Origin of the sequence: Neomegalonema sp., assembly GCF_028688855.1 — a bacterium.
Taxonomy (GTDB): domain Bacteria; phylum Pseudomonadota; class Alphaproteobacteria; order Rhodobacterales; family Rhodobacteraceae; genus Neomegalonema.
This window is the reverse complement of record NZ_JAQTXI010000009.1, coordinates 55,379-80,036: the sequence shown is the minus strand read 5'-3', so window position 1 is coordinate 80,036 and position 24,658 is coordinate 55,379. Positions and strand designations below refer to the sequence as shown.

Genomic DNA, 24,658 nt, shown 5'->3' with positions numbered 1-24,658 from the left:
CGAAAGCTCCTGCGCTCCTCTCCACTGCGCCCGTCCGCCCCCCCGGACGGGCGTTTTTTTCAGGCGCCCTGGCGCGGATCACTCGTCGTCCTTCGTCCAGTAGATCTCGCCGCCGATCACCAGGTTCTCCGGGGCGGAGAGGTCTTCGTCGTCAGGGACGCCGAGGAAGACGCGATCCTCCCGGCCGTCCTCGCCTCGCACGACGAGGGCGAAATCCTCGAAGCGATAACGCCCCTTGAGGATCGGTTCATCGGGACCCACCACGGTCAGGAAGCCCCCCGCCACATGCCCCGCCACGAAGCCGCCCCGCGAACGCTCGATGCGGCCATCCGCATGGAAGGTCGCGCCCCGGTCGCTGCGGCCGCCGCCCATTCCGACGTTCAGATAATAATAATGATGATCCAGCCGCGTCTCCGGCGACAGGGCGACCAGCCGTCGCGCGTCTTTCAGCTCCCGGCTCTCGCCCCCGGCCCGGATGGTCGTCTCGCCGCCGCTGTCCGACCAGCGGCCCCATTGCTCCGGCTCGCGGCGCTGCGAGAGCGCCACGTCGAGGTCGGCGAAGGGGAAGCTCCAGTCATGCCGATAGGAGGTTCCGTCCTTCAGCAGCACGTAGATGTCTTCGCGGCGGTTGGTGTAGAGATTGCCGAAGCCGTCGAGGCCGGTGGTGAAATCCGCGTCGTAGAGCACGCGGTCCACGTCCTTCAGGGCGACGCCCTTCCCCGGCCCGGCGTAGGCCTCCTCCTCGCTGGGCGGACGCGGGCTCAGGCCCTCGGCGGGCGGCTCGCCCGGCGCCAGACTCCCCGCCGCCGCCAGCGTCGAGACCTTGCAGTCGTTCAGATAGAGCACGGCGCGGATTCCGCTCCTGACGTCGAAGATGCGGCGCGCCTCGCCGGAGACGACCATGTCCTGTCCCTTGCTCGCCGCCATGAGGGCCTTCGAGCGGTCGTCGGCGAAATTGCGGCAATCCACCTCGAAGATGGAGTGATGCTCCGCGGTCCATTCGCGCAGCTCGTCGCGGCCGGTCACGCGGCCGTAGAGCGTCAGGCGCCCCCCTGAGGCTTCGAGGACCTCCATCAGACGCGCTTCGCGGGCGTCGCGGGTCTCGTCGCTCATCTCCTCGCGGGCGGGAGCGACGCGGGCCATGATCTCCATGGCCTCGGCGGAGAACTGCGACAGGCGCCGGACCTCTCCGCCCTGCGGAGCCGGAAGCGTCGCGCCTGCGGGTCGCCCCTCCGGATTCAGCCCGATCTCGCGCGCCATCCGCAGCGCCTGTTCGAGCCCCGCGCGCAGATCCACCTGATCATCGGCGAGGAAGACCTCGATATGGGCGCAGATGGAATCGTCCTTCTCCAGCACGCTCCCGATGACGTCATGCATCTGCGCCCGAGCCTTCGCGAGGGCTTCCTCGGCGATCAGGGCTGCGACCAGGGCCTCATAACGCTCGAGCCGGTTCCTGGCGGCCCAGGCCTCGAAATGCGCGCGACGCTCGCCGGAGCGCGAGGGGTCGCGCCGGTCGCAGATCTCGACGGCGCTGCGGGCCATGCCCGCCTGAATCCCGAGGACCGCGACCGCCTCGGCGAGGCCGCGCGCCTGGGCCTCCGTCTGGGCCCGCGCGGCGGGCGCCCCGCCCAGAGTCGGCGCCAGGCCGAGGAGGACCGCCAGAGCGATCCCTCGGGCGCCGCCGGAGAGGGATCCGGGCTGATCGGAAGACGCTCTGGATCCGGACATGAGGATCTCCTTGAAGCGGGATGCCTATGAACATCGTTCATACATACATCCTTTCCGGGAGATGGTCAAAACGGGATTTCCCCTCGCAGGAGAGCTGCCCCCGGAGCCCCCAAACCGAAGGGCCGCCCCTCGCGGGACGGCCCTCCGTGATCTTCAGGCGGAAGCCCGTGAAGGCTTACTGCTCTTCGCGCTTGCGCAGAGCCGCGCCGAGGATGTCGCCCAGCGAGGAGCCGGCGTCCGAAGAGCCGAACTGCGCCACGGCTTCCTTCTCTTCGGCGATCTCCAGCGCCTTGATGGAGAGCGAGAGACGGCGCGAAGCCTTCTCGACGCTGAGCACCTTGGCGTCGACCTTGTCGCCCACGGCGAAGCGCTCGGGGCGCTGGTCGCCGCGGTCGCGGGCGAGGTCGGCCTTGCGGATGAAGGCCTTCATGCCCTCGACCTGGACTTCCACGCCGCCGTCGTTGACTTCGCTGACCACGGCGGTCACGACGTCGCCCTTCTTCACGCCCGAGGCGCCTTCCTCGAAGGGATCGGAGTCGAGCTGCTTCACGCCGAGGCTGATGCGCTCCTTCTCCACGTCGACGTCCAGCACCTTGGCGCGGATGACGTCGCCCTTCTTGATGTCGGCGAGGGCCTGCTCGCCCGGACGGTTCCAGTCGAGATCCGAGAGGTGGACCATGCCGTCGATGTCGTTGTCGAGGCCGACGAACAGACCGAACTCGGTGATGTTCTTGACTTCGCCCTCGATGGTCGAGCCGCGGGGATGCTCGGCCAGGAAGGCCTCCCACGGATTGGCCAGGCACTGCTTGAGGCCGAGGCTGATGCGGCGCTTGTGCGGATCGACGTCCAGCACCATCACTTCGACTTCCTGGGAGGTCGAAACGATCTTGCCCGGATGGACGTTCTTCTTGGTCCAGCTCATTTCGGAGACATGGACCAGACCTTCCACGCCCGGCTCCAGCTCCACGAAGGCGCCGTAATCGGTGATGTTGGTCACGCGGCCGGTGAACTTGCCGCCCACCGGATACTTGCGGTCGACGCCGTCCCAAGGATCGGACATCAGCTGCTTCATGCCGAGGCTGATGCGCTGGGTGTCCTTGTTCACGCGCACGACCTGGACCTGGACGGTCTGGCCGATCGTGAGGATCTCGGAGGGATGGTTCACGCGGCGCCAGGCCATGTCGGTGACATGGAGCAGGCCGTCCACGCCGCCGAGGTCCACGAAGGCGCCGTAATCGGTGATGTTCTTCACCACGCCCTCGACCACGTCGCCTTCGGCCAGCTTCGCGACGATCTCGCTGCGCTGCTCGGCGCGGGTCTCTTCGAGGACGGCGCGGCGCGACACGACGATGTTGCCGCGGCGACGGTCCATCTTGAGGATCTGGAAGGGCTGGGGCGTGTTCATCAGCGGGCCGACGTCGCGCACCGGGCGCACGTCCACCTGGGAGCCCGGAAGGAAGGCCACCGCGCCGCCGAGGTCCACCGTGAAGCCGCCCTTGACGCGGCCGAAGATCGTGCCTTCGACGCGGCCCTGGGCTTCGAAGCCCTTCTCCAGACGGTCCCAGGCCTCTTCGCGGCGGGCCTTGTCGCGGCTCAGGACCGCTTCGCCCTTGGCGTTCTCGACGCGGTCGAGATAGACCTCGACCTCATCGCCCGGCTGCAGGTCGGCGGTCTTGGAAGGGGTGTTGAACTCCTTCACGTCGACGCGGCCTTCCATCTTGAAGCCGATGTCGATGATCGCCTGGCCGTTCTCGACGGCGATGACCCGGCCCTTGACGACGGTGCCTTCGACCGGGCCTTCGCCCAGCGATTCGTTCAGAAGCGCCTCGAATTCGTTCATGGAGGGGGAAGCGCTGGCGGCGTGAGCCATATATCTACTCCTAGGGGTTCATCAGTTACGGGCCGACCGGTTGTCTCCGGCGGTCTGGGAGTTGGCGGACGCCTCAATGCGCCCGAATCCCCGATCATGCGAGGAGGCGGACGCGACGAAGGCGTTGGACGAAGCGTCAGACGGCGGGAGTCCGGAGCCCTCCGGGCCTCAGGAGAGGCGGGGAGCGGCGAAGACGAGCGCCTGCGCGACGGCCTCGTCTATAGTCAGATTCGTCGTGTCAAGCAAGAGCGCGTCGTCCGCCCGCTTCAAGGGAGCCGTCGAGCGGGCGCTGTCGCGGGCGTCGCGGGCGAGCAGCTCCTCGAGGATCGTCTTGAGGTCGGCGGAGGGATCGGTTTCGCGCAGCTCCTTCCAGCGGCGTTCGGCCCGCACCATGGGGTCGGCCACCACGAAGATCTTCGCGGGCGCCTCCGGACAGACCACCGTGCCGATGTCGCGTCCGTCGAGCACCGCGCCCGCCGCGCCCTCGGGCGGGTGATGCGCGAAGCGGCGCTGCCACTCCAGCAGGGCGGCGCGCACCTCGGGCAGGACCGCCACCCGCGAGGCCGCCGCGCCCGCTCCGGCGCTGCGCAGGTCGGGGCGCGCGAGATCCCCCGGCGAGAGGGCAGCGGCGATCTCCGAGGCCCGGGCGAGGTCGCCGCCCGCCTCGACGAGCCGCACGCCCACGGCGCGATAGAGCAGCCCGGTGTCGAGATGGGCGTAGCCGAGCCGCCCGGCCATCCGGCGCGCCAGACTGCCCTTGCCGGAGGCGGCGGGACCGTCCACGGCGACGATTTTCGGAGAACTGGAGGCTGAAATGGCGGAACCCTCCCGAAACCGGACATCTCCCCTGAGGAGCGGGGCGCACTCAAGCCAAAGACGCGCCGCTTGTCCAGTCCCAAGCCGGGCGCCCTGGCCGAATCGCGGCGGCTCGCGGGCGCAAAAGGCCCTCCGGAGGCGGCCGCCTGCAAGCGGAGGCGCCTCATGAAGGGAGTCTTCACGTTTCGCGGGGCCTATGGGGATGGCCCTCGCCTTCGGGCGCGGCTTCGCTTATCCGCTGATCCGGAGGTCCGCCGTCCGGGCCCTCGTCAAGGATCGCCGCCTCATGCCCGACCGCCTGTCCATCGCGATCTTCTTCGCCTTTCCTCTGGCCATGGCCGCGGCTGCGGGGATCGTCGCCTCTTGCGGAGGCGCGGAGGGCGGGGGGCTTCTCTGCGTGAGGATTCAGGCGGCCGACCTCACCGACGGCGATTCGGCCCGTCTGGGCGGCCGCTCCTACCGGCTGACCGGCGCGAAGACCCCGATCAACGCGCCCGAGACCCGCGCAGGCGCGGCGGGTCGGGCGGGGGCGACGGTCACCCGGCGCGAGGCGGAATGGGGCGCGAAGGCTCTGGAGCACGGGCGCAGGCTGCTGGCCGGAGGCGGGGCGCTCTGCCTGACGGGCGAGGACGGCGGCTTCGGGCGTCCTGCGGCGGTGATCCGGCTGCCGGACGGACGCGACTACGGCGCCGCCATGGTGGAGGCGGGCCTCGCCACCCCCACCGAGCGTCGCGAACACGACCACTGGAACGCGAAGGAGCCCTGAGGCTCAGGCGCGCGCGATCTCATGACGGCGCAGGAACTCCGCGACGGCCTTCAGAACCTCCTCCGGCCTTTCCCGATGCGGGACATGCCCGCAGCCCGCGAGGATCCGCATCTCCTGCGGCCCCCGGGTCAGGCGGGTCAGGCGCTCGGGATGGGCGAGGGAGCCGTATTCGTCCTGATCGCCGTGGAGCGCCAGAAGCGGCGCGGTCAGGCGGCCGAGGGCCGCGTCCAGGCTCCAGTCGGCGAAGTCCGGCGCGAGCCAGGTCTCCGTCCAGGCCTCCAGCACCCAGCGGGCCTTGTCGCCGTGATGGCGCTCGAGGCGTCCCATCTCGCCGGGCCGGGCGAACTGCGCCCGCGCCGCCCTTACGCCCTCCAGGGTGCGCGGCTCGACGAAGGCCTGGGCGGATTCCGTCGTCACCGCCGCGCAGGCCTCGGGGAAGGCGGCGCCCGCCTCGACGGCCATGCCCCCGCCGACGCTGTGGCCGAAGGCGACGAAGCCTCCGATCTCCAGCCCCGAGAAGAGCGCGGGCAGGATCTCGCGGGTCTCGCGCGCGACGAAATCGGGCTGCGGAAGGTCGCGCCGGGCCTCCGAGGCGCCGAAGCCGGGGCGGTCCCAGGCCAGCGTGCGCAGACCCGTCGCGCGGGCGAGCGCCTCGGGGAAATCGCGCCAGAGCGCCACAGAGCCGAGGGAATCGTGAAACAGCAGGAGCGCCGGAGACTCCGGACTTGCGCCCTCCGGCGTCCATGACCGCGCGAAGACCTCGCCCCGGGGCGTCGCGACGCGATGATCCTGCGCCATGGCTTTCCTCCCTCTGCGGAACCGCGTTCCGACGCGCCGCGCCGGGCCTCGGATCCTAAGCCGGGCGACGCCGCCTTTCCAGAGCCCAGCCTCCCGGGAGGGCTCCGGAGGGCGCGGGAAGGCGGATCCTCGGACTTCTGCTTTTTCATTGAACGCCTTGCGCCGCTCCGATAGGTTGAAGGCCTCCAGGTCGACGGGCGCGCAGGATCGCCTTGCGCAGCAACCCAACCCGCGGCGGGCCGACCTGCAAGGCGGGCCGCCCGCAAGGCGGACGGACGGCGGCTCGACCTGGCGTCGAGTCGCGGTCGTTCCGGGAGGAGCCCCTTGAAGCCTGGAGATCCGTCGGCCCTCTCCGCCATCCGGACGACGCGTCCGTCCCCCGTCCCGAGCCCTTCCGCAGACGCCCCGCGCGCCGCCCTCCCGGGAGGGCCGCCATGAAGATCATGGACCGGATCTCCCGACTTCTGGGCTTCCGGCGCGAGGGGCGGGAAGCGGCGCAGGAGACCCCAGACGTCAGGCCCGACGCCGGGGAAGACCTCGCCGTCCGGATCGCCGCGCCGCCCGCGCAGGCCGAGGCCCTCCGGGAGGCCCAGCCCCCTCCCGAGCCCGAACCTCCGGCCTGGCGCGCCGATCCGGAGCCGACCGCCGATCCGGAGCCGGATCCCGGTCCCGGACCCCTCCTCGCCGAGCCCGCCCTCGCCGAGCCCTTCCCCGCCGATCCCCTCCCCGACTCGAGCGCGCCGCGCGAGGCTCTCGAAGATCCCTTCGGCTTCGCGCCCGAAGAGGCTCCGGCGGATTTCCTCCGGCGCTCCCTGGCCGCGCGCGCGGCTCCGGCCTCCGGCGGGCCCGAGCCTCCCCCGCCCCCGCCCTTCCGCGCCGAGGATCCGGAAGAGGTCGACTGGGAGATGGACGAGGCTCCGGCCCGGATCTCCGGAGAGGGGATCCTCTCGGGGCCGACCGCCCCCCCCTCGCCCGACCCGGGCGGCGCCCATGACTTCCTCAAGACGCGCGGCCGGGGCCGCAGGTCGGTCAGGAGGGTCGTGCTGCGGTCGGGGACGCGGCTCTCGATCGATCCCGCGCTCTGCCGGACCTGGGCGGAGGAGATCCTCGGCAAGGGCTGGTTCGACGAAGACGATCTGGAGACGCTGATCTCCGCCTGCGCAGGCGACGGCGCCTTCCCCGAACTGCGCGCCCATCTCGCGCGCATCCTCGAAACGGCGGGAATCGAGGCCCGCGAATCCCTCTGGGAGGAGCCTCCCCTCTGGGAGCCCTGCGGCCTGATCGAGGTCGAGGAGCTGGCGGAGGCCCTCGCGGCGGGCCTCACGCGCGACGTCCGCCCGCCGGGCGCGACGCGCCGGTTCCACATGGACAGGGCCGAAGAGGCCCGGATCCTCGATCCGGCGATCCGGGCGCGTCAGGAGCTCGAACTCGAGCTTCTCGGCTGCGCGCCCGCCCTCGACCTCATCCTGGAGCGGGCCGGGCAGGTGCTGCGGGGCGCGGCGGATCCCGCCGCCATGACCCTGCGGAGCGTCCTCCACGCCCGCCCCGACCATCCGGAGACCGCCCGCTTCGCCGAAGCCGCGGAGACTCTGGAGATCTGGCGCGCCGAAGGCCGGGTCATGGACGGCAGACGCCGGAGGACGGCCCTGGCGGCGCTCGACGCGCTCGACCTCTCGACGGCCTTCCACCGCGAGGCCACGGAGGTTCTGGCGGAGCGCGGCGCAGGCCCCGAGGCCCGGCGTCTGGAGGAGGCCGCCGCGCGGTTCGACGCCGCCACGGAGCGGATGGCGCTCGCCCATCTTCCCTATGCGCGCCGCTTCTCCTCGCGCAGCGTCCGGGAGGGCGAGGATCCCGAAGACGTGTTCCAGGCGGCCTTCATCGGCCTCCAGCGGGCGACGCGCCGGTTCGATCCCGCAGGAGGGCGCCGGTTCGTCGTCTTCGCGGCCATCTGGATGCATCAGACCATCGGCCGGTGGCGCGCGGAGGAAGGCGCCGAGATCCGGCTGCCCGTCCATCGCGGCGAGAGGCTCCGCCTGCTGGATCAGGCGATCTCCAGGCTGGACCTGAACCACGACCGCACCCTCACGGACGCCGCCCTGGCCGCCGCTCTGGAATGGTCGGCGGAGGAAGTCGCCCTTCTGCGCCGCATCCCCCGTCTGGCCTTCAGCCCCGAAAGCGCCGGAGACTGGGACGAGATCCCGCCCCAGGCCGGAACCGGCGCCCCAGAGGCCGCAGAGGAGGAGAATTCCGTCGAGCGGACGGAGACGACGCGCATCGTCGCGGAGCTTCTGGAGGAGCTGCCCGAACGCGACGCGGAGGTGATCCGCATGCGCTTCGGCTTCGGCGGCGAGGCGGAGATGACCCTCGAGGAGATCGGCCAGCTCTACGGCCTCACGCGCGAGCGCATCCGGCAGATCGAGGCCAGAGCGCTCCGGCATCTGGCGCATCCGGGACGCCGGAAGCGTCTTGCGGCCAGCCTCGGGATCTGAAGCATGAAGGTGAGGAACGCGCCGCCGCACGCCGGCTCCATGCTCGAATCCCTGCGGGGCCTCGGCTATGCGCCCGAGACCGCCCTCGCGGATCTCGTCGACAACTCCATCGCCGCGCGGGCGGGCGAGGTCTCGATCCGCCTCGACTGGGCGGGCGCCGCCAGCCGGGTCCTGATCCTCGACGACGGCGAGGGCATGGACGACCAGGCCCTGGAGGCGGGCATGCGCCTCGGCGCGCGCGATCCCCGCGCCGAACGGGCCGCCCATGACCTCGGCCGCTTCGGGCTGGGGCTCAAGACGGCGAGCTTCTCCCAGGCGCGGCGGCTGACGGTCGCCAGCCGGCGCAAGGGCGGCCCCGTCGTCGCGCTGCGCTGGGATCTCGACCTCATCGGCGCGGAGGCCGGCGCCGAATGGCCCCTGTTCGAGGGTCCGGCGCCCGGATCGGAGCCCCTGCTCGAACCCCTGGAGCGCATGGAGAGCGGGACGCTCGTCCTCTGGGAGAACCTCGACCGCATCGTGACCAGGGGCTTCTCCGCCGACGACCTGCTCCATCTGGCCGACCGCCTGGAGGAGCATCTGGCGATGGTCTTCCACCGGCTCCTCGAAGGGCCGCGCCCCGCCTTGCGGCTGCTGCTCAACGGGCGGGCCGTGAAGCCCTGGGATCCCTTCCTGACGGGTCATCCCGGCAAGGCGCTCGAAAGCCCCGAATACCGGATCCTCCATGCGGCGGGCGTGACGGCTCAGGCCCATGTGCTGCCCCATCGCGACATGCTCGGTCCCGCAGAGCACGACAGGGCCGCAGGGCCGGGCGGATGGATCCAGCACGAAGGCTTCCACGTCTACCGGAACCGGCGTCTGCTGCTGGCGGGCGGCTGGCTCGGCCTCGGAGAAGGCGGCAGGCCCTGGCCCCGCGACGAAGCCCACCGACTCGCCCGCATCCGGCTGGACATCCCCAACGACGCCGACGCCGAATGGAAGATCAACGTGCTCAAGTCCGCCGCCAGCCCTCCGGTGCGGCTGCGCGCCCAGCTGCACCGGCTGGCCTCCGAGACGCGCGAGACCGCACGGCGCGTCTTCGCCTGGCGCGGACGCCTGTCTCCGGCCTCGGGCGGCGGAGGCCCCCAGGCCCTCACGGAGCTCTGGCAGGTCCGGCGCTCGCCCCGGGGCGCCTCCTACCGGATCGCCCGGGACCATGATCTGCTCGCCTCGATCCTCGACCGCGCGGGGCCGCTCAAGCCCGATCTCCTCGCCCTGCTCAGGCTGATCGAGGAGACGGTCCCCGTCCAGCGGGTCTGGCTGGACGTCGCCGAGGCCCGGGAGGCTCCCGTGACCGGCTTCGCCGAGGCTCCGGACAGCGAGATCAGGGAGGCTCTGGCCTCGCTCTTCGAAGCGCTCGTGACCTATCGCGGGCTCAGCCCCGCCGAGGCCAGGGAGCGCCTCGGCCGCACGCCGCCTTTCGACCGGCGCCCCGATCTGGTCGCCGCTCTCGCCGCAAGGGATTCAGGATGAACGCCGCCAGCCCGAACGTCTTCGACCAGATCCTGTCGATGGCCCAGAACATGCTCCGACTCGCCGCCGGACGCGCCGGAGGCGCCGTCACGCCCGGGATGATCGACAAGGAGCTGCGGAAGCTCGAACTCCTCATGCCGGAGGACTTCGCCCTCGTCGACCGCGAGGCGCTGCTCGAGGAGCTCATCCGCCGCTCGAGCCGCACCGTCGGAGACAACGCCACCCTCAGGAACGCCCAGGGGCATGTCGACTGGCTGAACGCCGCCCGCAAGAAGAACTGGACCTACTGGCGGCGCTACTCCGAATACATGGAGGCCCGCATTCCCTGGACGGCCCTCGACGCGCTCGATTCGGCCACGGATGAAATCCTCTCCCAGCTGGAGGATCCGACCCGCGAAGGCGTCTGGGATCGCCGGGGCCTGGTGGTCGGACATGTGCAGTCGGGCAAGACCGCGAATTACGCGGGCCTGATCTGCAAGGCCGCCGACGCCGGATACAAGATCGTCATCGTGCTGGCGGGCCTGCACAACAACCTCAGGGCCCAGACGCAGATCCGCCTTGACGAGGCGTTCCTCGGATTCGCCAGCTTCGCCGACGCCGAAGAGCTTCCGGCGGTCGGAGTGGGGCTGACCGACGCCGATCCCTCGGTCCGTCCGAACGCCGCGACCAACCGCAGCGAGAAGGGCGACTTCAACAGCGCCGTCGCCTCCAGGATGAACGTCTCGCCCGAACAGAGGCCCTGGCTCTTCGTGGTGAAGAAGAACAAGACCGTCCTCGAACGCCTGCTCTTCTGGATCCGCAACCGCGCCGCCGACCACGTCGACCTCCCGAGCGGGCGCAAGATGGTCGGGAGCCTGCCGCTGCTCGTCATCGACGACGAGGCGGATCACGGATCGGTCGACACCGGCGAGAACGTCGTGGATGAAAACGGCGTTCCGGACCTCGAACACGAGCCCAAGACCATCAACCGGCTCATCCGCTCGATCCTGCATCATTTCTCGCGGAAGGCCTATGTGGGCTACACCGCGACGCCCTTCGCCAACATCTTCATCCACGACCGCGCAGAGACCGGCGAACATGGCCCCGACCTCTTTCCGTCGGCCTTCGTGACCAATCTGGCGGCGCCCTCGAACTACGTCGGGCCGGGACGCGTCTTCGGCCCGGACTCCGGAGACCTGCCCCTCCTGCGCCCTCTGGCCGACGCCGAGTTCGCGCCCTGGATGGAGCCCCGCCACAAGAGCGGATATCGCCCGAAATGGCAGGGAGAGGCCCGCATTCCGGAATCGCTGGCCGAGGCCGTCCGCGCCTTCGTCTACGCCTGCGCCGTCCGCAAGCTGCGCGGACAGGGAGACCGGCATTGCTCGATGCTCGTCCACGTGACGCGCTTCACGGCGGTGCAGCATCTCGTGACCGAACAGATCTCGACGCATCTGCGGGATCTCAAGGGGCGCTATCTGCGGGGAATCGACCTCGCCGGACTCGAGGCCATGATGCAGGCCGAATACGAGGAGTCCTTCCTGCCGGGGGCGCGGCGCATCCGCGACGCCCTCGCGGAGGGGGAGAATCTCGCGGAGTTCGGCTGGAGCGCCCTGCGGGAGGTGCTGCCCGAGATCCTGTCCGACATCCAGGTCCGCGAGATCAACGGCTCGGCGAAGGACGCGCTCGACTACGCCGGAAACGAGGCCCTCGGCCTGAAGGCCATCGCCGTGGGCGGCGACAAGCTCGCGCGCGGCCTGACCCTCGAAGGGCTCTGCACGAGCTATTTCCTGCGCAGCGCCCGCATGTACGACACCCTGATGCAGATGGGCAGATGGTTCGGATATCGCGACGGCTATGTGGATCTCTGCCGCCTCTACGCCCCCACGGAGCTGATCGAGTGGTTCGGCCACATCGCCGACGCCGCCGAGGAGCTGCGCCAGGAATTCGACAACATGGCCGCCGCAGGCGCGACGCCCCGACAATTCGGCCTGCGCGTCCGGTCCCACTCCGTCCTGACGGTCACCTCCCGGGCGAAGATGCGCAACGCCCGCGCGATGCGTCTGACCTATTCGGGCGATCTGCTCCAGACCATCGTCTTTCCGAACCGCAAGCCCGAGATCGCGGCCAATCTCGCGGCCGCCGACCGCTTCGTCAGGGGGCTGGGGCCCTCTCTGGACCTGAACGCGCAGCGTCATGCGCCTGCGGGGCGCAGCTGGAACGGCCATCTGTGGCGCGACGTCCCCGCCCTCGACGTCGCGTCGTTCCTGCGCGACTACCGGACCCATCCGGCCAGCTTCCGCATCATGAGCCCCCTCATCGCCGATTTCATCGAGGAGATGAACAAGGACGGAGAACTCGTCAGATGGACCGTCGCCCTCGTCGGCAAGGAGCAGGCGGGCCCCGAACATGAGCTCGGCGGAGCCCGGGTCCGGATGCTGGAGCGCCGACGCGGCGTCGAGCATCCCGACCGCTATTCGATCAAGACGCTGATCTCGCCCCGGGACGAAGCCATCGACCTCTCCGAAGCCGAATGGGAGGCCGCCCTGGAGCTCAGCCGCAAGACCTGGCGCAACGACGCCGACCGCAACGAAGGCAAGGGCCCCCCTTCCGAGCCCAGAGGACCGCAGATCCGCCGCATCCTCGGCCAGGGCCTGCCCGAAGCGGGGCTTCCCCATCGCCGGGACCGGGGCCTGCTGACGCTCTATCTGCTGGATCCGGCCGGATCGGGCGTTCCGGATCTGGCGGAGGTCGGGCCGATCGCCGCATGGGCGCTCAGCTTCCCGGCGAGCGATTCCGAACGGCGCGTCTCCAATGCGAACTACATCGCCAACAGCGTCCTCTGGGGGGGGCTCAATGACGGGATGGACTGAGGAAGGGCTCGCCCGGGCCTGGCGGGCGCTCGCCCGACCGGAGGCCGGAGAGGCCTGGCGCTTCGTGCGGCTCGCGGAGATGGGCGGAATCTCCGTCGAGGCCGGGCGCCGCTTCCCCGAAGGACGAGAGGCGCTGATCGTCGTCTTTCCCGGCAGCCGTCCGCTCGATCCGGCGCGGCTCCCCGAAGGCGGAGGCTTCGACGTCGCCTCTCTGGAGGACCGCGCGCATTTCGCGGGACGAACCGCCGTCGCGCTCGTCCGGCGGGCCGAGGGGCCTGCGGACATCTTCGCGATCATCGCCGTCGACATCCTGCGGACGCTCGAAGCCGCGGCGGGCGCGGCCTGGCGCGACGTCATGGACGCCTTCCTCGACCGGGTGCGCGAATGGCAGGACTTCATGGCCCGAACCCGTCGCCCGCTCTCTCCGGACGAACAGACGGGCCTCTTCGGCGAACTCTGGACGCTCCGCCTCCTGACGGAGACGCCGCTCGGCGCGGCGGGCGCCCTGGAGGCCTGGCGCGGACCCCTGCGCGCGGCTCAGGACTTCCACCTCGGGGAAGGCGCCCTCGAGGTCAAGAGCGCCCTGAGGACCGGCGCCTTCCTGGCGCGCATCAGCAGCGTCGAGCAGCTCGATTGCGCGCGGGCGCCGCTGTTTCTCTGCGCCCTGCGCCTGGCGGAGACTCTTCAGGGCGCCTCGCTGGCCGATCTGGCGGAGGAGCTGCGCGGACGCTTCGCCGCGGCGGGCCTCCTGCGCCGCTTCGAGGCGCTGCTGATGACGGCGGGCTATCTCGACGAACACGCTCCCTTCTACGGCCGCCTCCTGGAGATCCGGGAGGCCAGGGCCTTTCCGGTCGAAGGCGACATGCCGCGCCTCGTCCGGGCTGCGCTGCCCGCCGCCCTGCGCTCGGCGAGCTATGTGCTCGATCTCGACGCCCTGGAGGCTCCCGCCCTCGGACTTCCGCAGATGCTCCACGCCTTCGGACTGGATTCCCATGAGCCTTGAAGATTTCCACCGCAATTTCCGCTCCACCCTCCAGAGCCTCGTCGTCGGGCGCGCCGAAGCCGACGAAGGCCCCTTCCCCTCCGAAGAGCTGGTCTTCGCGGAGATGGTCATGGAGCATCTCGCCGCGGCGGGGATCAGCGAGACGCCGACCGTCGGCCACTGGAGCGGCCGGGTCGGCAACGCGCAGCTGCGCGTCACGGGCCACGCCCTGAGCGCGGACGAGACGGCTCTGGATCTCTTCGTCGCCCATTATTTCGGAACCGACGAGCTTTCCGAACTCAAGGACGCCGAGGCCGCCGCGACCGCCGCCGAAGGCGTGCGCTTCCTGATCCGGGCGGCGAGCGGAAGCCTCGATTCGAAGCTCGACCCCACCCATCCCGTGGGCGATCTCGTCGCGACGATCCGCGCCCGCTGGAGCGGCCTCGACAGGCTGCGGGTCTTCGTGATCACCGACGGCCGCACGAAGGTCAAACGCTTCGCCGACAAGGAGATCGAGGGGAAGATGGTCGGCGTCGAGGCCATGGACATGGAGCGCCTCTTCCGCCACGCCGAGGGCAGGCCGCGCGACGAGATCGCGGTGAGCTTCGTCCAGTCCATCGGGCGGCCTCTGCCCTGCGTGCATGTGCCCGATCCCGACGCCGATTACGAATACGCCCTGACCGCCCTTCCGGGCGGGCTTCTGCGCGACCTCTATCTGCGCTTCGGCGCGCGCCTGCTCGAAGCCAACGTCCGGACCTTCCTCGGGGCCAGGAAGACGGTGAACAAGGGCGTCGTCGAGACGCTCCGCAAGGAGCCGGAGCATTTCCTCGCCTTCAACAACGGGCTGGTGCTCGTCTGCGACGAGGCGGTCTTCGAGAGATCCCCCGAGGGCGGCGTGGGCCTGACCTTCCTGAGGGGCATGCAGATCGTCAACGGCGGCCAGACCACCGCGACGCTCTATTTCGCCTCGCGCGAGGACAGGACCATCGATCTGAGCCATGTGATGGTCCCGGCGAAGATCGTCATCCTGAAGGAGGCTCGGGACGAGGCGCGCGAAAGGCTGATCTCCAGCATCTCGCGCTACGCGAACAGCCAGAACGCCGTGAAGATGTCGGATCTCTCGGCGAACCGCCCCTTCCACGTCCAGCTTGAAAAGCTGGCGAACGAAGTCTGGTGTCCGGACGGCGCGACGCGCTGGTTCTACGAACGCGCGGCTGGAGCCTACAACGTGATGCTGCTGCGCGAGGGAACGGCCGCCCGACGCCGCAAGCTCCAGGAGACGATTCCTCCGAAGCGCAAGCTGACCAAGAACGACGTCGCCCGATATCACGAAGCCTGGCGCGCCCGGCCCGATCAGGTCGCGCTCGGCGCCGAGAAGAATTTCGCCGCCTTCATGGCCGCCCTCGACGAGACTCCCGGGATCGTCCCCCATCCTCTGGACGCGCGCTGGTTCCGGGGGATGATCGCCCGGGCGATCCTCTTCAGGGCCGTCGAGAGCCTGCTCCGGACCGGAGACGCCAGGCGGATCTTCCGTCAGGGCCTGATCAACATCGCCGCCTATGTCGTGTCTCTGGCGGCGGAGAAGTTCGGCGAGAGGCTCGACTTCGAACAGATCTGGATGCGTCAGGGAATCTCCGACGGGCTGCGCGACCTGCTCCGGGACTGGGCCGTCGTCGTGAACGACGGCTTCGCCCGGCACGCTCCCGGACAGCAGATCTCGGAGGCGGCCAAACGCCCCGACGTCTGGCGGGCCGTCCGGGCCGAGGCCTATCCCCAGCCGACCGGCCGGATCAGCGAGATCGCCGGAACCTGACCGGTCCCGGCCCGGAGGACGGAGCGCGCTCCGGCGGAGAGGACGGAGACAGGGCCGCGAGCAGCAGCTCCGCGATCCGCCGCGCCAGAAGGGGCGGCACCGCGTTCCCGACCTGGACGTATTGCTGCGTCCGGTTGCCGAGGAACAGGTAGTCGTCGGGGAAGCTCTGCAGCCGCGCCGCCTCGCGCAGAGTCAGGCTGCGGCACTGGGCGGGATCGGGATGGATGAAGTAATGTCCGTCCTTGGAGATGTGGCTGGTCACGGTCGTCGCGGGCTCTGCGGCGAGCTGCGTCCGGAAGCGGTCGCTGAAGACCTCGCCGCCCCAGCTGCGGTGGTCGGGACTCAGGCCGGAGGGGAAATCCGCCGCCCTGGGGCTCTGGCCGCGCAGCTCGCCGAAGACCGCCGCGAAGAGATAACGCCCGAGATCCGAAGCCATGTGGCCGCGGGTCTCGTGCTGGGCGAGGGCGCGCAATCCGGGCCTTTCGAGCCAGCGCAGCAGCTCGTCCTGCGATTCGCCGTAGCCCTCCGGCAGGGCCGAGGAGGCGCGCGGCGGCGGAGGTCCGGCCGCCAGGCTGCGCGCCAGATCCGCGAAACGCGCCCGGAGCGGATCCGCCGCGCCGCCCGCGCCCGCCAGACGCAGCGCCGCCCCGATCACCTCGTCGCGCCAGGCCTCCGGGCTGTCGGCGCCCCGGCTGAGGCCGCTGCGCAGGGCGGGCAAGGCGCCTGTGGCGTCCCGCACGGTCCTCCGCGCGCCCGGGAGCGCGAGGCGCGCCCCGGCGGCGCCCGCCGCCAGATCCGAGCGGATTCCCACCACGATCACCCGGTGACGGCGCTGGGGAACGCCGAACTCCTCGGCGCGGACGATGAAGTCGGCGGGCTTGCGGGCCTCGCGCAGCCGCGCTTCGCCCTCCTCGATCCGGATGGCCCGCAGCTCGTAGAGATGGCCCCGCCCCGCCCCGAGCGAGGACAGATCCTCCATGAGCATCTCGAAGACGAGCCGGCTCTCGACCGTCGAGGAGAGCATCCCCTTGACGTTCTCCATCACGAAGGCGGCGGGGCGGATCCTGTCGAGAACCCGGACATATTCCCGGAACAGATAATGCCGGTGGTCCTGCTCCGGCACGTAATCGCGGTTGCCCTTCGAGCGGGCCCGTCCCACGAGCGAATAGGCCTGGCAGGGCGGTCCGCCGATCAGGATCAGATCGTCGCGGGCGCCGCGCATCCGGACGACGGCCTCGTCCACCGCCGAGGCGGCGGACTCCGATCCCAGCTCCAGAGCGCGCGCCTCCGCGCAGGCTTCGGCCCAGGCTCCGGCGTCGAGGGCGGCCCAGTCCGGTTCGGGCCTCAGGCCCGCGTGGAATGCGACGAATTCTCCGGGGAGAAGGCCGCGCCGCGCCTGGAAGGCCCGCAGGAAGGCCCGCAGACGGAGCGTCCGGTGGGCGGAGGCCTCCTTCTCCACGGAGACGCCGATGTGGAAGGGCTCCCGGCCTTGCGGACGGAGGGAGGCGAACCCCTCGCCCAGCCCGCCCGGCCCGGCGAAGAGATCGACGACGCCGAAGCTTGCTGGCAAATCACGAACCTCTCGAATCGAAGGCTCTTGGTGTACACCAGTCCGGCGCGCAAGGGCAGGAGGCGCATGATGGACGTCGTCGACCACCAGACCCGCTCCCGCATGATGGCCGGGATCAGGGGCAAGGACACGAAGCCCGAACTGACGCTGCGTCGGGCGCTGCATGCGCGCGGCTTCCGGTTCCGGCTGCATGCGCCGACCCTCGAGGGTCGGCCGGATCTGGCCTTCGCGCAGCATCGGGCGGCGGTTTTCGTGCATGGCTGCTTCTGGCATCGGCACGAGGGCTGCCGCTACGCCTCGACTCCCTCGACGCGGCCCGAATTCTGGCGGACCAAGTTCGCGGCGAACCAGGCTCGGGACGCCGCCGTGCGGACGAAGCTCCTTGCGGCCGGCTGGCGGGTGGCGACGGTCTGGGAATGCGCCCTGCGCAAGGCCGGTCAGGCGGAGAGGTCGACGGAGGTTCTTGCGGCCTGGCTTCTGTCGGAGGCGCCCGAGCTCGACCTCGGCGCGGAGGCCCCGGAGCGGTCTTCCTGATCTCAGGGGCTTTCGGGAAACGCCCTTCGCCGGGCGGGGCAGGTGGCGGAGAGAAAGTCCGCCATACTGACGTTCGTTCATGTTCGCATTCGTTCCATATTATACTGTTTTCAATGATATAAATCATCCGTATTTTTTGTAATGGTTCTTTTTCGTTCTTAATCATTCGTCTAAAACCGCGTTCAGGTGTGGGAACGAATGTGGGAACGCAATGCCTCTCTCCGCTCGAAAAGTCGAAACGGCGCAGCCTGGAAAATATGGCGACGGACAGGGCCTCACGCTCTTCGTCAAACAGAGCGGCGCCCGCTCCTGGGTGCTGCGCTATCAGCTCGCCGGAAGGCGCCGGGATCTCGGTTTGGGGGCTTGGCCGGAGGTCACGCTGGCCCGCGCCCGCGAAAAGGCTCTGGAGGCCCGCCGCATGATCGCCGAAGGGCGCGATCCTCTCGCCGAACGCGCCAAGGCCCGCCGCCTGACTTTCGCCGCCGCCGCAAAGGCCCTGATCGAAAGCAAGCGCTCCGGCTGGAAGAACGCCAAACACGCTGAACAATGGTCCTCGACGCTGGAAGCCTACGCCTTCCCGATCCTTGAAGCTTTCGACGTGCGGCGGGTCGAGACGGCGGAGGTTCTGGAGATCCTGCGCCCGATCTGGACGGAAAAGCCGGAGACTGCGAGCCGCCTGCGCCAGAGGATCGAGGCGGTTCTCGACTACGCCGCCGCCATGGGTGCGCGCGAGGGTCTCAATCCGGCGCGCTGGAAAGGGCATCTGGATCATCTTCTGCCCCAAGCCTCGAAGGTGAAGAAGGCGGAGCATCATGCGGCGCTGTCTTTCAAAGAGATCGCCGCTTTCATGACCGACCTGCGCCAGCGCGAAGGGGTTTCAGCGCGGGCGCTGGAATTCGTGATCCTGACCGCCGCCCGGTCGGGCGAAGTGCGGGGGATGCGCTGGGGCGAGGTGGATCTGGAGGAGAAGCTCTGGCTCGTCCCGCCTGAGCGGATGAAGGCGAGCAAAGAACATCGCGTCCCTTTGACGGCGGGGGCTCTGGCGGCGATGGGCGAACCGGGCGCGCCTGACGCCTTAGTTTTCGGAAGCCAGACGAAGCCCGGCGCTCCTTTAAGCGACATGAGTCTGAGCGCGGTTCTGAAGCGGATGGGGCGCGAAGAGATCACGGTGCACGGCTTCCGCTCAACCTTCCGAGATTGGGCGGGCGAGACGACCTCCTTTCCGCGCGAGACGATTGAGGCCGCTCTGGCGCATCGCCTCAAGGACAAGGCGGAGGCGGCTTACGCGCGCGGGGATCTTTTGGCGAAGAGGCGTGATCTCATGGAGGCTTGGGAACGCCATATGTTCGCCAGTTAATTGCCTACCCAAACGCGCGCATAAGGACGAACCTGCACGGCGATTCACGGATTTTAACTATGATTCGGAGCCGCGTTTTATGGCCAAGGACATACGCAGCATGCTGCGCAACGCGCCGCCTCAAGCCCTCAAGGTCTATTTCGAGAGCGTGGCGCCGGAGATCGCCGCAACGCTTGACGGCGAAGCCCTCTCGCGTGCGGCGCTTGAGCAATTGATGGAGAGGATCGATCAAGCGCCGGAAGAACTGGCGGCGCTGATCTACAGCGATTGCGATCTGATCGAACAGATGCGCGACGCCAAGGGCTTGAATTGCATGCGTGGTCTTTATCTGCTCGATCAAGAGACGCAGGCCTTCTTTAACGAGCAAGAGGATCCGCGCGGCTGCGCTCTGCACCTGATCGCACGGAGCCGAAAGGCCTTCGAAACGGCGCATGCGATTTTCTATGCTGAACGCCTTTATCACGGCAAAGACTGGAGCGGTTTCCTGCTCTCAGGCGTCACCACTTCTCGGGAGTGGATCACGGATAAAAGCCTTCAGGAGCGTTTCCGCCTGCGCGTCGAAAAAATCCTGAGGGCGCGACGCGACGGACGCCGCCGCTGCAAGGTCGAATGGTTCGCCCGGCTCCGCAAAGAAGAGGAAGCGCTTCAAATCACAATCCATCAAGAGGATTTCGCGCGCCGGGAAACCGCTTTCGATGAGAAGGACGAACTCACCTCACAGACGCGCCGCCCTGTCGTCGAGGCCTGCATCGTCTTCAACCCTGCAACGGGCGATCTCGAAGTTTGCGCCAAAGGCGGAAGAGACCTTCGTGAAGAGATCAGCCGGGCTTTCTGCGATGTTCTGGGGCCTGAGGTGGGGCGCGCCTCCCGTCTTCCCCGCAGATTGAATCTGGATCGCCTCACGACGATGACGCATTTCCCTCTGAAGGCGGAGGATGGCGTTGAACGCGTGTCGCTGGAGGCGCTCTCTTTCATCATGTCGGACGCTGAAGCGATGAAAACGACGCTGGAAGGGCGAGCCGAACCTGTGGAGGGCGCTTTCCACAGGCACCTGAAAAATCTGCTGGGCGGCGATCCGGAGGAGCGGATTTCTCAGGTGCGGGCGGCGAACCTGCGCCTTGTTCTTCGACCCTCAGAGGAAGGGGCCAGAGCGCGCGAGCCAGTGCTGAAGTTAAAAACGCCCAATCTCACCAACCTGCGCGATTTGCGCGAGGAAGAGCAGGAGTTGGCGCGGGAACTGATGGAGCGTTGGGGCCTCTATGCTCAATCGGGCTGACCCAAGGCGCGGCGCTCTGCGCCTCCTGCTCCGTCTGCTGGAAGGCGAAGCCTCCCGCCTTCGCCGAATAAGCGGAGCTGCGGCTGATGATTTCGAGAATCTGCTTCGGGCGCGCTTCCTGACGGAGGACAACCTTGTTTATTCGACGATTTGCGACGAATGCGGGGAAGGCGAATCCGCCTTGGTTGAGGTCAGGAATGGGCGAACCGGAATCCTCTGCGGGATCGAGGGCTTCGTCGAACGCGATCCGGAGAGCCTCGCCGCCTTCCGTCTGGAGCGCGACGGCTTCGCGCGGGCGCTGCGAGAGGCTCTGACCGAAGGGGAGGAGGGCGGGGCTTCTTTCTCGAAAATTTCGGATCATCTTTGGCGTTTGGGGGGATTCTCGCGGGGTGGCGCTTCAGGAACGGCCTTTTTGGCTTTGCGGCTGAAAACTCCTGATGACTTCGTGTTCTTGGATCAGGCGATCACCTCACGGCCTCGCCCCTCTGTCGGCGCCGTGTTCACGCTCCAGAGAGAGGCCGCGCCCGGCTTGAGACTATCTCTGGGTTATCGGCTGATCCCTTGCGCAGAAGCCCTCCAGTTGACTGAAGGCGGCCTTCGTCTGCGCATCGCCGCTTTGGCGGAGGCCTTCCCGGAGATTGCAAGGTTCTCCCCGGAGCTTCGGGATCGGGGGCGTCCCGGAAGATCGGAGGAAACGGAGCGCGTGATCCGCCATTTGCAGGAGCAAGGCTCTTGGCCGAAAGGGACGAACGCTTGCATTCGTGCGATTCAAGAGGCTTGGAGCGGGGTGCATCCCGCATCGGAAATTCCTGCGATCTCAACGATTAAAGATCATCTCAGGAAACTCGCTTCTGTAGCCTGATCTCAGGCGGGTGGAAAAATAGGGCGGAAAATCATTTTCCGTCTCCTTTTTCCGTCCGCCTGCTCTGTCGTTCCATGCGCTGGCATTCACCTAAGCATGAGGACGCCATGACGAACGACGCCAACCTGCAATCCAGCCCCTCCCTTGCGCCCCTTGCGGTTTCCCCCGCCAAGGCGGCGCGTCTGGCGGGCGTGGGACGCACCACGCTTTACGCCGCTCTTTCGGCGCGGCGGCTGCGGAGCTTCAAGCTCGGCAAGCGTCGCCTGATCTCCATGGCCGCCCTGCGGGAGTGGCTGGAGGCCTGCGAGGCCGCCCAGATCGAGGAGCCGCGCCATGTCCAGGGCTGAGACTTTGACCAAGGCGCTCGGCGGGCTTTGGTCGAGCGGATCGGGTCTCGCCTGCTGCCCCGCCCATGAGGACCGCGCGCCCAGCCTCTCCCTTCGCGAGGGCGAAAGCGGCAAGCTTCTGCTGAACTGCTTCGCCGGATGCGCTTTCGCGGCGGTGCTGGCGGCGCTCAAGGCGCGTGGGCTGATCTCGGGCGAGGTCCGCCCCGATCCCCAAGCGCAGGCCCTGCGCCGCGAACAGGAAGCCCGGAGACGGGAGGCGCGGAGCCGCTGCGGCGATTGGGCGGCGCGGATCTGGGGGGAGAGCCTGCCGATCTCCGAAACGCAGGCGGAGGCCTATCTCCGCAAGCGCGGCGCCCTTGGGCCATTGTCGCGCAATCTGCGCCACCATCCCCGCCTGAAGCATCCCTCCGGCTGCTTCGCGCCCGCCCTGCTGGCGCGGATCGAGGGCGGAGAGGGCTTCGCCTTGCATCGGACCTGGCTCGATCCTCGGGGCGCGCCCGCGAAGATCGGAGCCTTGCCGCAAAAGGCGATGCTGGGTCCGGCGCGGGGCGGCGCCGTGCGCTTGCGCGAAGGCGGATCCGGGCTGCTCGCCGTGGCGGAGGGGATCGAGACGGCGCTGGCCCTCGGGCGGGCGCTGGAGCCGGAGGCCTCCCTTTGGGCGGCGCTCTCGACCTCCGGGATGAGGAGCTTGCGCTTGCCGCTTCAGGCGGGGGCGCTGCTGATCGGCCTCGACGGGGATGCGCCCGGAAGGGCGGCGGGCGCGGTTTTGGCGCATCGCGCGGCGGGCTTGGGCTGGCGGGTGCGGCTGGCCGATCCGGGCGAAGGGCGGGATTTCGCCGATCTGGCGGCTTTGGCGGATGGAGGCGGGCATGGCTGAGGATCTGATCCGCGCCGCTCTGGAGGAGGCGCAGGGCTCCAGGCCCGCCCGTCCCGACGGGCTGCTGAATCCGGAGGCGTGGCCTTATCGTCTGGCGGAGGCGGGCGTTCAGAAGCGTCAGAAGATCGGCGATGAACTGCAATGGCGCGTCTTCGCGCCTCCTCTGGAGGTGCTGGCCGATCTGCGCGACGGCGAAGGGCGCGGCTGGTCCCGGCTGATCGGCTTCAAGGACCGCGACGGGCGGCGCCATGAGATCCCGCTCGCCATGGCGGAGATCGGGGCTGGGCGCGGGGCGGAGCTGCTCGCGCTGCTGGCCTCGGGCGGCTATGAGACGCCGATCCAGTCCGCCGCGCGCTCCGACCTCCTGAACTGCATCATGCAGGCCCGTCCCGCCGCGCGGCTGCGCAAGGTCGAGCGCCTCGGCTGGCATGGCGGCGCCTATGTCCTGCCGGATCAGGCGATCGGGGCGCCGCAGGGCGAGCGGATCGCCTTCCAGCCGCCCGGAGATTTCGAGCACGCCTTCCGGGCGGCGGGGTCTCTGGAAGGCTGGCGCGAGGAGATCGCCGCGCCTTGCGCCGGAAATTCGCGGCTTGTTCTGTCGCTCTGCATGGGCTTCGCCGCGCCGCTGCTGGGGCTTCTGGAGGAAGAAGGCGGCGGGGTTCACCTGCGCGGGGGCTCCTCGCTCGGCAAGACGACCGCGCTGAACGTGGCGGCGAGCCTCTGGGGCGGCGGCGAGCCGGGCTATGTCCGCTCATGGCGCGCGACCTCCAACGCCCTGGAGGGCGTGGCGCTGGCGCATAACGACGGGCTGCTCTGCCTCGACGAACTCGGGGAATGCGATCCCCGCGCGGCGGGCGAGGCGGCCTATATGCTGGGCAACGGCTTGGGCAAGGGCCGGGCCTCGCGCTCGGGATCGGCGCGGGCCGTGGCGCGCTGGCGGCTGCTCTTCCTCTCGACCGGAGAACTTTCGCTTTCCGACAAGATCGCGGAGGCGGGCGCGGGCAAGCGGGCGCGGGCGGGTCAGGAGCTGCGCTTTCTGGACCTCCCTGCGGATGCGGGGGCGGGCCTCGGGATCTTCGAGCGCTTGCCGGAGGGCCGGGCGCCGGGGGATTTCTCCAAGGCGCTGAAGGAGGCCGCGCGGCGTCATCACGGATGGGCCGGGCCTGCCTTCGTCGCATGGATCGCGCCGCGCCGGGAGGAGGTGCGGGAGGCGGCGAAGGCCTTCATGACCGAATTCCTGCGCCGCGCGACCTCTGAGAAAACGGCGGGCCAGGCTGGCCGCGCGGCGCGGCGCTTCGCGCTGATCGGGGCGGCGGGCGAGCTGGCGCGGGAGGCGGGGATCCTGCCCTGGCCTCCGGGCGAGGCGCTGCGGGCGGCGGAGATCTGCCTCCGGGTCTGGCTGGAAGAGCGCGGCGGGGATGGATCCGCCGAAGCGCGGGCGGCGGTCGAGCAGGTGCGCGGCTTCCTCGAAGCCCATGGCGCGAGCCGCTTTCAATCGGCGGAGGTGGCGAGCGAGCGGGTGATCGAGCGTCTGGGCTATTGGCGCTCAGGTCCGGACAGCGCCCGCGAATATCTGATTCCGACCTCCAGCTTCAAGCGGGCGCTGGCGGCGGGCCATGATCCGAAGCTCATGCTGCAAGCCCTCAAGGCGGCGGGGATCCTCCGGACGGAGGGCGAGGCTCTGGCGGCGCAATCTATTTACATCGGCGCGGAGGGGCGGAGCCTGCGCGTCCATGTGCTGCGGCTGGGCGAGGAGGGTCCGGGCCATGGCTGAGGATCTCAAGGCGCGGCTGCTTGCGGCCTTTGGTGAAAAGCCGCGTGAGGCGCGCAATAAACGTGAGGATATGTCCAAGACGCTGATCTTTCAGGAAAAGAAGCTCACGTTTCCACCCGGCGCCGTCTCACGTTCTCACATCTGCGGCGTGAGGCCGGATCCGGAGACCCGTGATAAAAATTCTCAGGTAAATCAATATTCTACCGATGATCTCACGTTTCTTACGCTCTCACGCGAGGCGACGATCCTGCGCCGGATCCTTGACGATGAAGCTTTCTGCGCCTTCGAGGAGCGGGCGGCGATCCTCGAATATGAGGCGGGCCTCTCCCGCGCGGAGGCGGAGCGGCGCGCCGCCGAGGAATGGCTTCCCCCATAGGGGGTCGGTTTAAGGATCGGGCGGAGGCAGCGAAGACCGCGCCTCCCTCGCCACGCGCGCGGCTG

Annotated in this window: 19 protein-coding genes; 14 read left to right on the top strand and 5 right to left on the bottom strand. The window is 69.2% G+C overall.

The features are described from left to right. Positions 1-78: 78 nt before the first annotated feature. From PHN62_RS08705 to PHN62_RS08695, 3 genes are all read right to left on the bottom strand, one after another. A complete protein-coding gene (locus tag PHN62_RS08705; protein ID WP_300149170.1) occupies positions 79-1,728 on the bottom strand; it encodes a hypothetical protein in 1,650 nt (549 codons plus the stop codon). A gap of 175 nt (positions 1,729-1,903) precedes the next feature. Continuing rightward, positions 1,904-3,598 carry a 30S ribosomal protein S1 gene (rpsA, locus tag PHN62_RS08700; RefSeq protein WP_300149168.1) on the bottom strand — a complete coding sequence of 565 codons (1,695 nt, stop codon included), beginning with the start codon at positions 3,596-3,598 and terminating at the stop codon, positions 1,904-1,906. A gap of 168 nt (positions 3,599-3,766) precedes the next feature. Then, positions 3,767-4,381: a d(CMP) kinase gene (locus tag PHN62_RS08695; protein ID WP_300149166.1), complete on the bottom strand. Its 615-nt coding sequence runs from the start codon at positions 4,379-4,381 to the stop codon at positions 3,767-3,769. Between the two features lie 319 nt (positions 4,382-4,700). Here PHN62_RS08695 and PHN62_RS08690 point away from each other — a divergent pair, with 319 nt between their 5' ends. After that, complete coding sequence (locus PHN62_RS08690) at positions 4,701-5,180, top strand: hypothetical protein (protein ID WP_300149164.1); 480 nt, start codon at positions 4,701-4,703, stop codon at positions 5,178-5,180. A 3-nt stretch (positions 5,181-5,183) separates the two neighbouring features. On the opposite strand, the gene PHN62_RS08685 is transcribed toward PHN62_RS08690, so the two are convergent. After that, positions 5,184-5,978: an alpha/beta fold hydrolase gene (locus PHN62_RS08685; RefSeq protein ID WP_300149161.1), complete on the bottom strand. Its 795-nt coding sequence runs from the start codon at positions 5,976-5,978 to the stop codon at positions 5,184-5,186. Between the two features lie 434 nt (positions 5,979-6,412). On the opposite strand from PHN62_RS08685, the gene PHN62_RS08680 reads away from it, so the two are divergent. Genes PHN62_RS08680 through PHN62_RS08660 form a run of 5 tightly spaced genes read left to right on the top strand, consistent with a single transcriptional unit; the run spans position 6,413 to position 15,620 of the window. Beyond that, complete coding sequence (locus PHN62_RS08680) at positions 6,413-8,467, top strand: sigma-70 family RNA polymerase sigma factor (RefSeq protein WP_300149158.1); 2,055 nt, start codon at positions 6,413-6,415, stop codon at positions 8,465-8,467. A 3-nt stretch (positions 8,468-8,470) separates the two neighbouring features. Further along, positions 8,471-9,976, top strand: coding sequence for an ATP-binding protein (locus tag PHN62_RS08675; protein WP_300149155.1), 1,506 nt, complete (start codon positions 8,471-8,473; stop codon positions 9,974-9,976). Next, on the top strand, positions 9,973-12,825 hold the full coding sequence (locus PHN62_RS08670; protein ID WP_300149153.1) for a Z1 domain-containing protein: 2,853 nt from the start codon (positions 9,973-9,975) through the stop codon (positions 12,823-12,825). Before PHN62_RS08675 ends, PHN62_RS08670 begins: the two co-directional genes overlap by 4 nt. After that, on the top strand, positions 12,809-13,828 hold the full coding sequence (locus PHN62_RS08665) for a PD-(D/E)XK motif protein (RefSeq protein WP_300149150.1): 1,020 nt from the start codon (positions 12,809-12,811) through the stop codon (positions 13,826-13,828). The genes PHN62_RS08670 and PHN62_RS08665 overlap by 17 nt, the downstream gene beginning before the upstream one ends. Continuing rightward, positions 13,818-15,620 (top strand): AIPR family protein, encoded by a 1,803-nt coding sequence (locus PHN62_RS08660; RefSeq protein WP_300149148.1) that lies wholly within the window; start codon positions 13,818-13,820, stop codon positions 15,618-15,620. Before PHN62_RS08665 ends, PHN62_RS08660 begins: the two co-directional genes overlap by 11 nt. Here the strand turns inward: PHN62_RS08660 and PHN62_RS08655 are convergent. Beyond that, positions 15,598-17,190 carry a DNA cytosine methyltransferase gene (locus PHN62_RS08655; protein ID WP_300149146.1) on the bottom strand — a complete coding sequence of 531 codons (1,593 nt, stop codon included), beginning with the start codon at positions 17,188-17,190 and terminating at the stop codon, positions 15,598-15,600. The genes PHN62_RS08660 and PHN62_RS08655 overlap by 23 nt on opposite strands. Positions 17,191-17,256: 66 nt before the next feature. Between PHN62_RS08655 and PHN62_RS08650 the strand changes: the two genes are divergently transcribed. From PHN62_RS08650 to PHN62_RS08615, 8 genes are all read left to right on the top strand, one after another. After that, positions 17,257-17,724, top strand: coding sequence for a very short patch repair endonuclease (locus tag PHN62_RS08650; protein ID WP_300149144.1), 468 nt, complete (start codon positions 17,257-17,259; stop codon positions 17,722-17,724). Positions 17,725-17,935: 211 nt separating this feature from the next. Then, a complete protein-coding gene (locus tag PHN62_RS08645; RefSeq protein WP_300149142.1) occupies positions 17,936-19,081 on the top strand; it encodes an integrase arm-type DNA-binding domain-containing protein in 1,146 nt (381 codons plus the stop codon). Positions 19,082-19,160: 79 nt separating this feature from the next. Then, positions 19,161-20,357 (top strand): hypothetical protein, encoded by a 1,197-nt coding sequence (locus PHN62_RS08640; RefSeq protein WP_300149139.1) that lies wholly within the window; start codon positions 19,161-19,163, stop codon positions 20,355-20,357. Beyond that, entirely contained in the window at positions 20,341-21,219 is an 879-nt protein-coding gene (locus PHN62_RS08635; protein ID WP_300149136.1) for a hypothetical protein, read from the top strand. The genes PHN62_RS08640 and PHN62_RS08635 overlap by 17 nt, the downstream gene beginning before the upstream one ends. Positions 21,220-21,326: 107 nt before the next feature. After that, positions 21,327-21,566, top strand: a complete 240-nt coding sequence (locus PHN62_RS08630) for a helix-turn-helix domain-containing protein (protein ID WP_300149133.1) — start codon at positions 21,327-21,329, stop codon at positions 21,564-21,566. Then, positions 21,553-22,443, top strand: a complete 891-nt coding sequence (locus PHN62_RS08625) for a toprim domain-containing protein (protein WP_300149130.1) — start codon at positions 21,553-21,555, stop codon at positions 22,441-22,443. The genes PHN62_RS08630 and PHN62_RS08625 overlap by 14 nt, the downstream gene beginning before the upstream one ends. Continuing rightward, entirely contained in the window at positions 22,436-24,217 is a 1,782-nt protein-coding gene (locus tag PHN62_RS08620; protein ID WP_300149128.1) for a DUF927 domain-containing protein, read from the top strand. The genes PHN62_RS08625 and PHN62_RS08620 overlap by 8 nt, the downstream gene beginning before the upstream one ends. Further along, the gene (locus tag PHN62_RS08615) at positions 24,210-24,593 is read left to right on the top strand and encodes a hypothetical protein (protein WP_300149125.1); all 384 of its coding nucleotides are present in this window, start codon (positions 24,210-24,212) and stop codon (positions 24,591-24,593) included. Before PHN62_RS08620 ends, PHN62_RS08615 begins: the two co-directional genes overlap by 8 nt. Positions 24,594-24,658 lie beyond the last annotated feature (65 nt).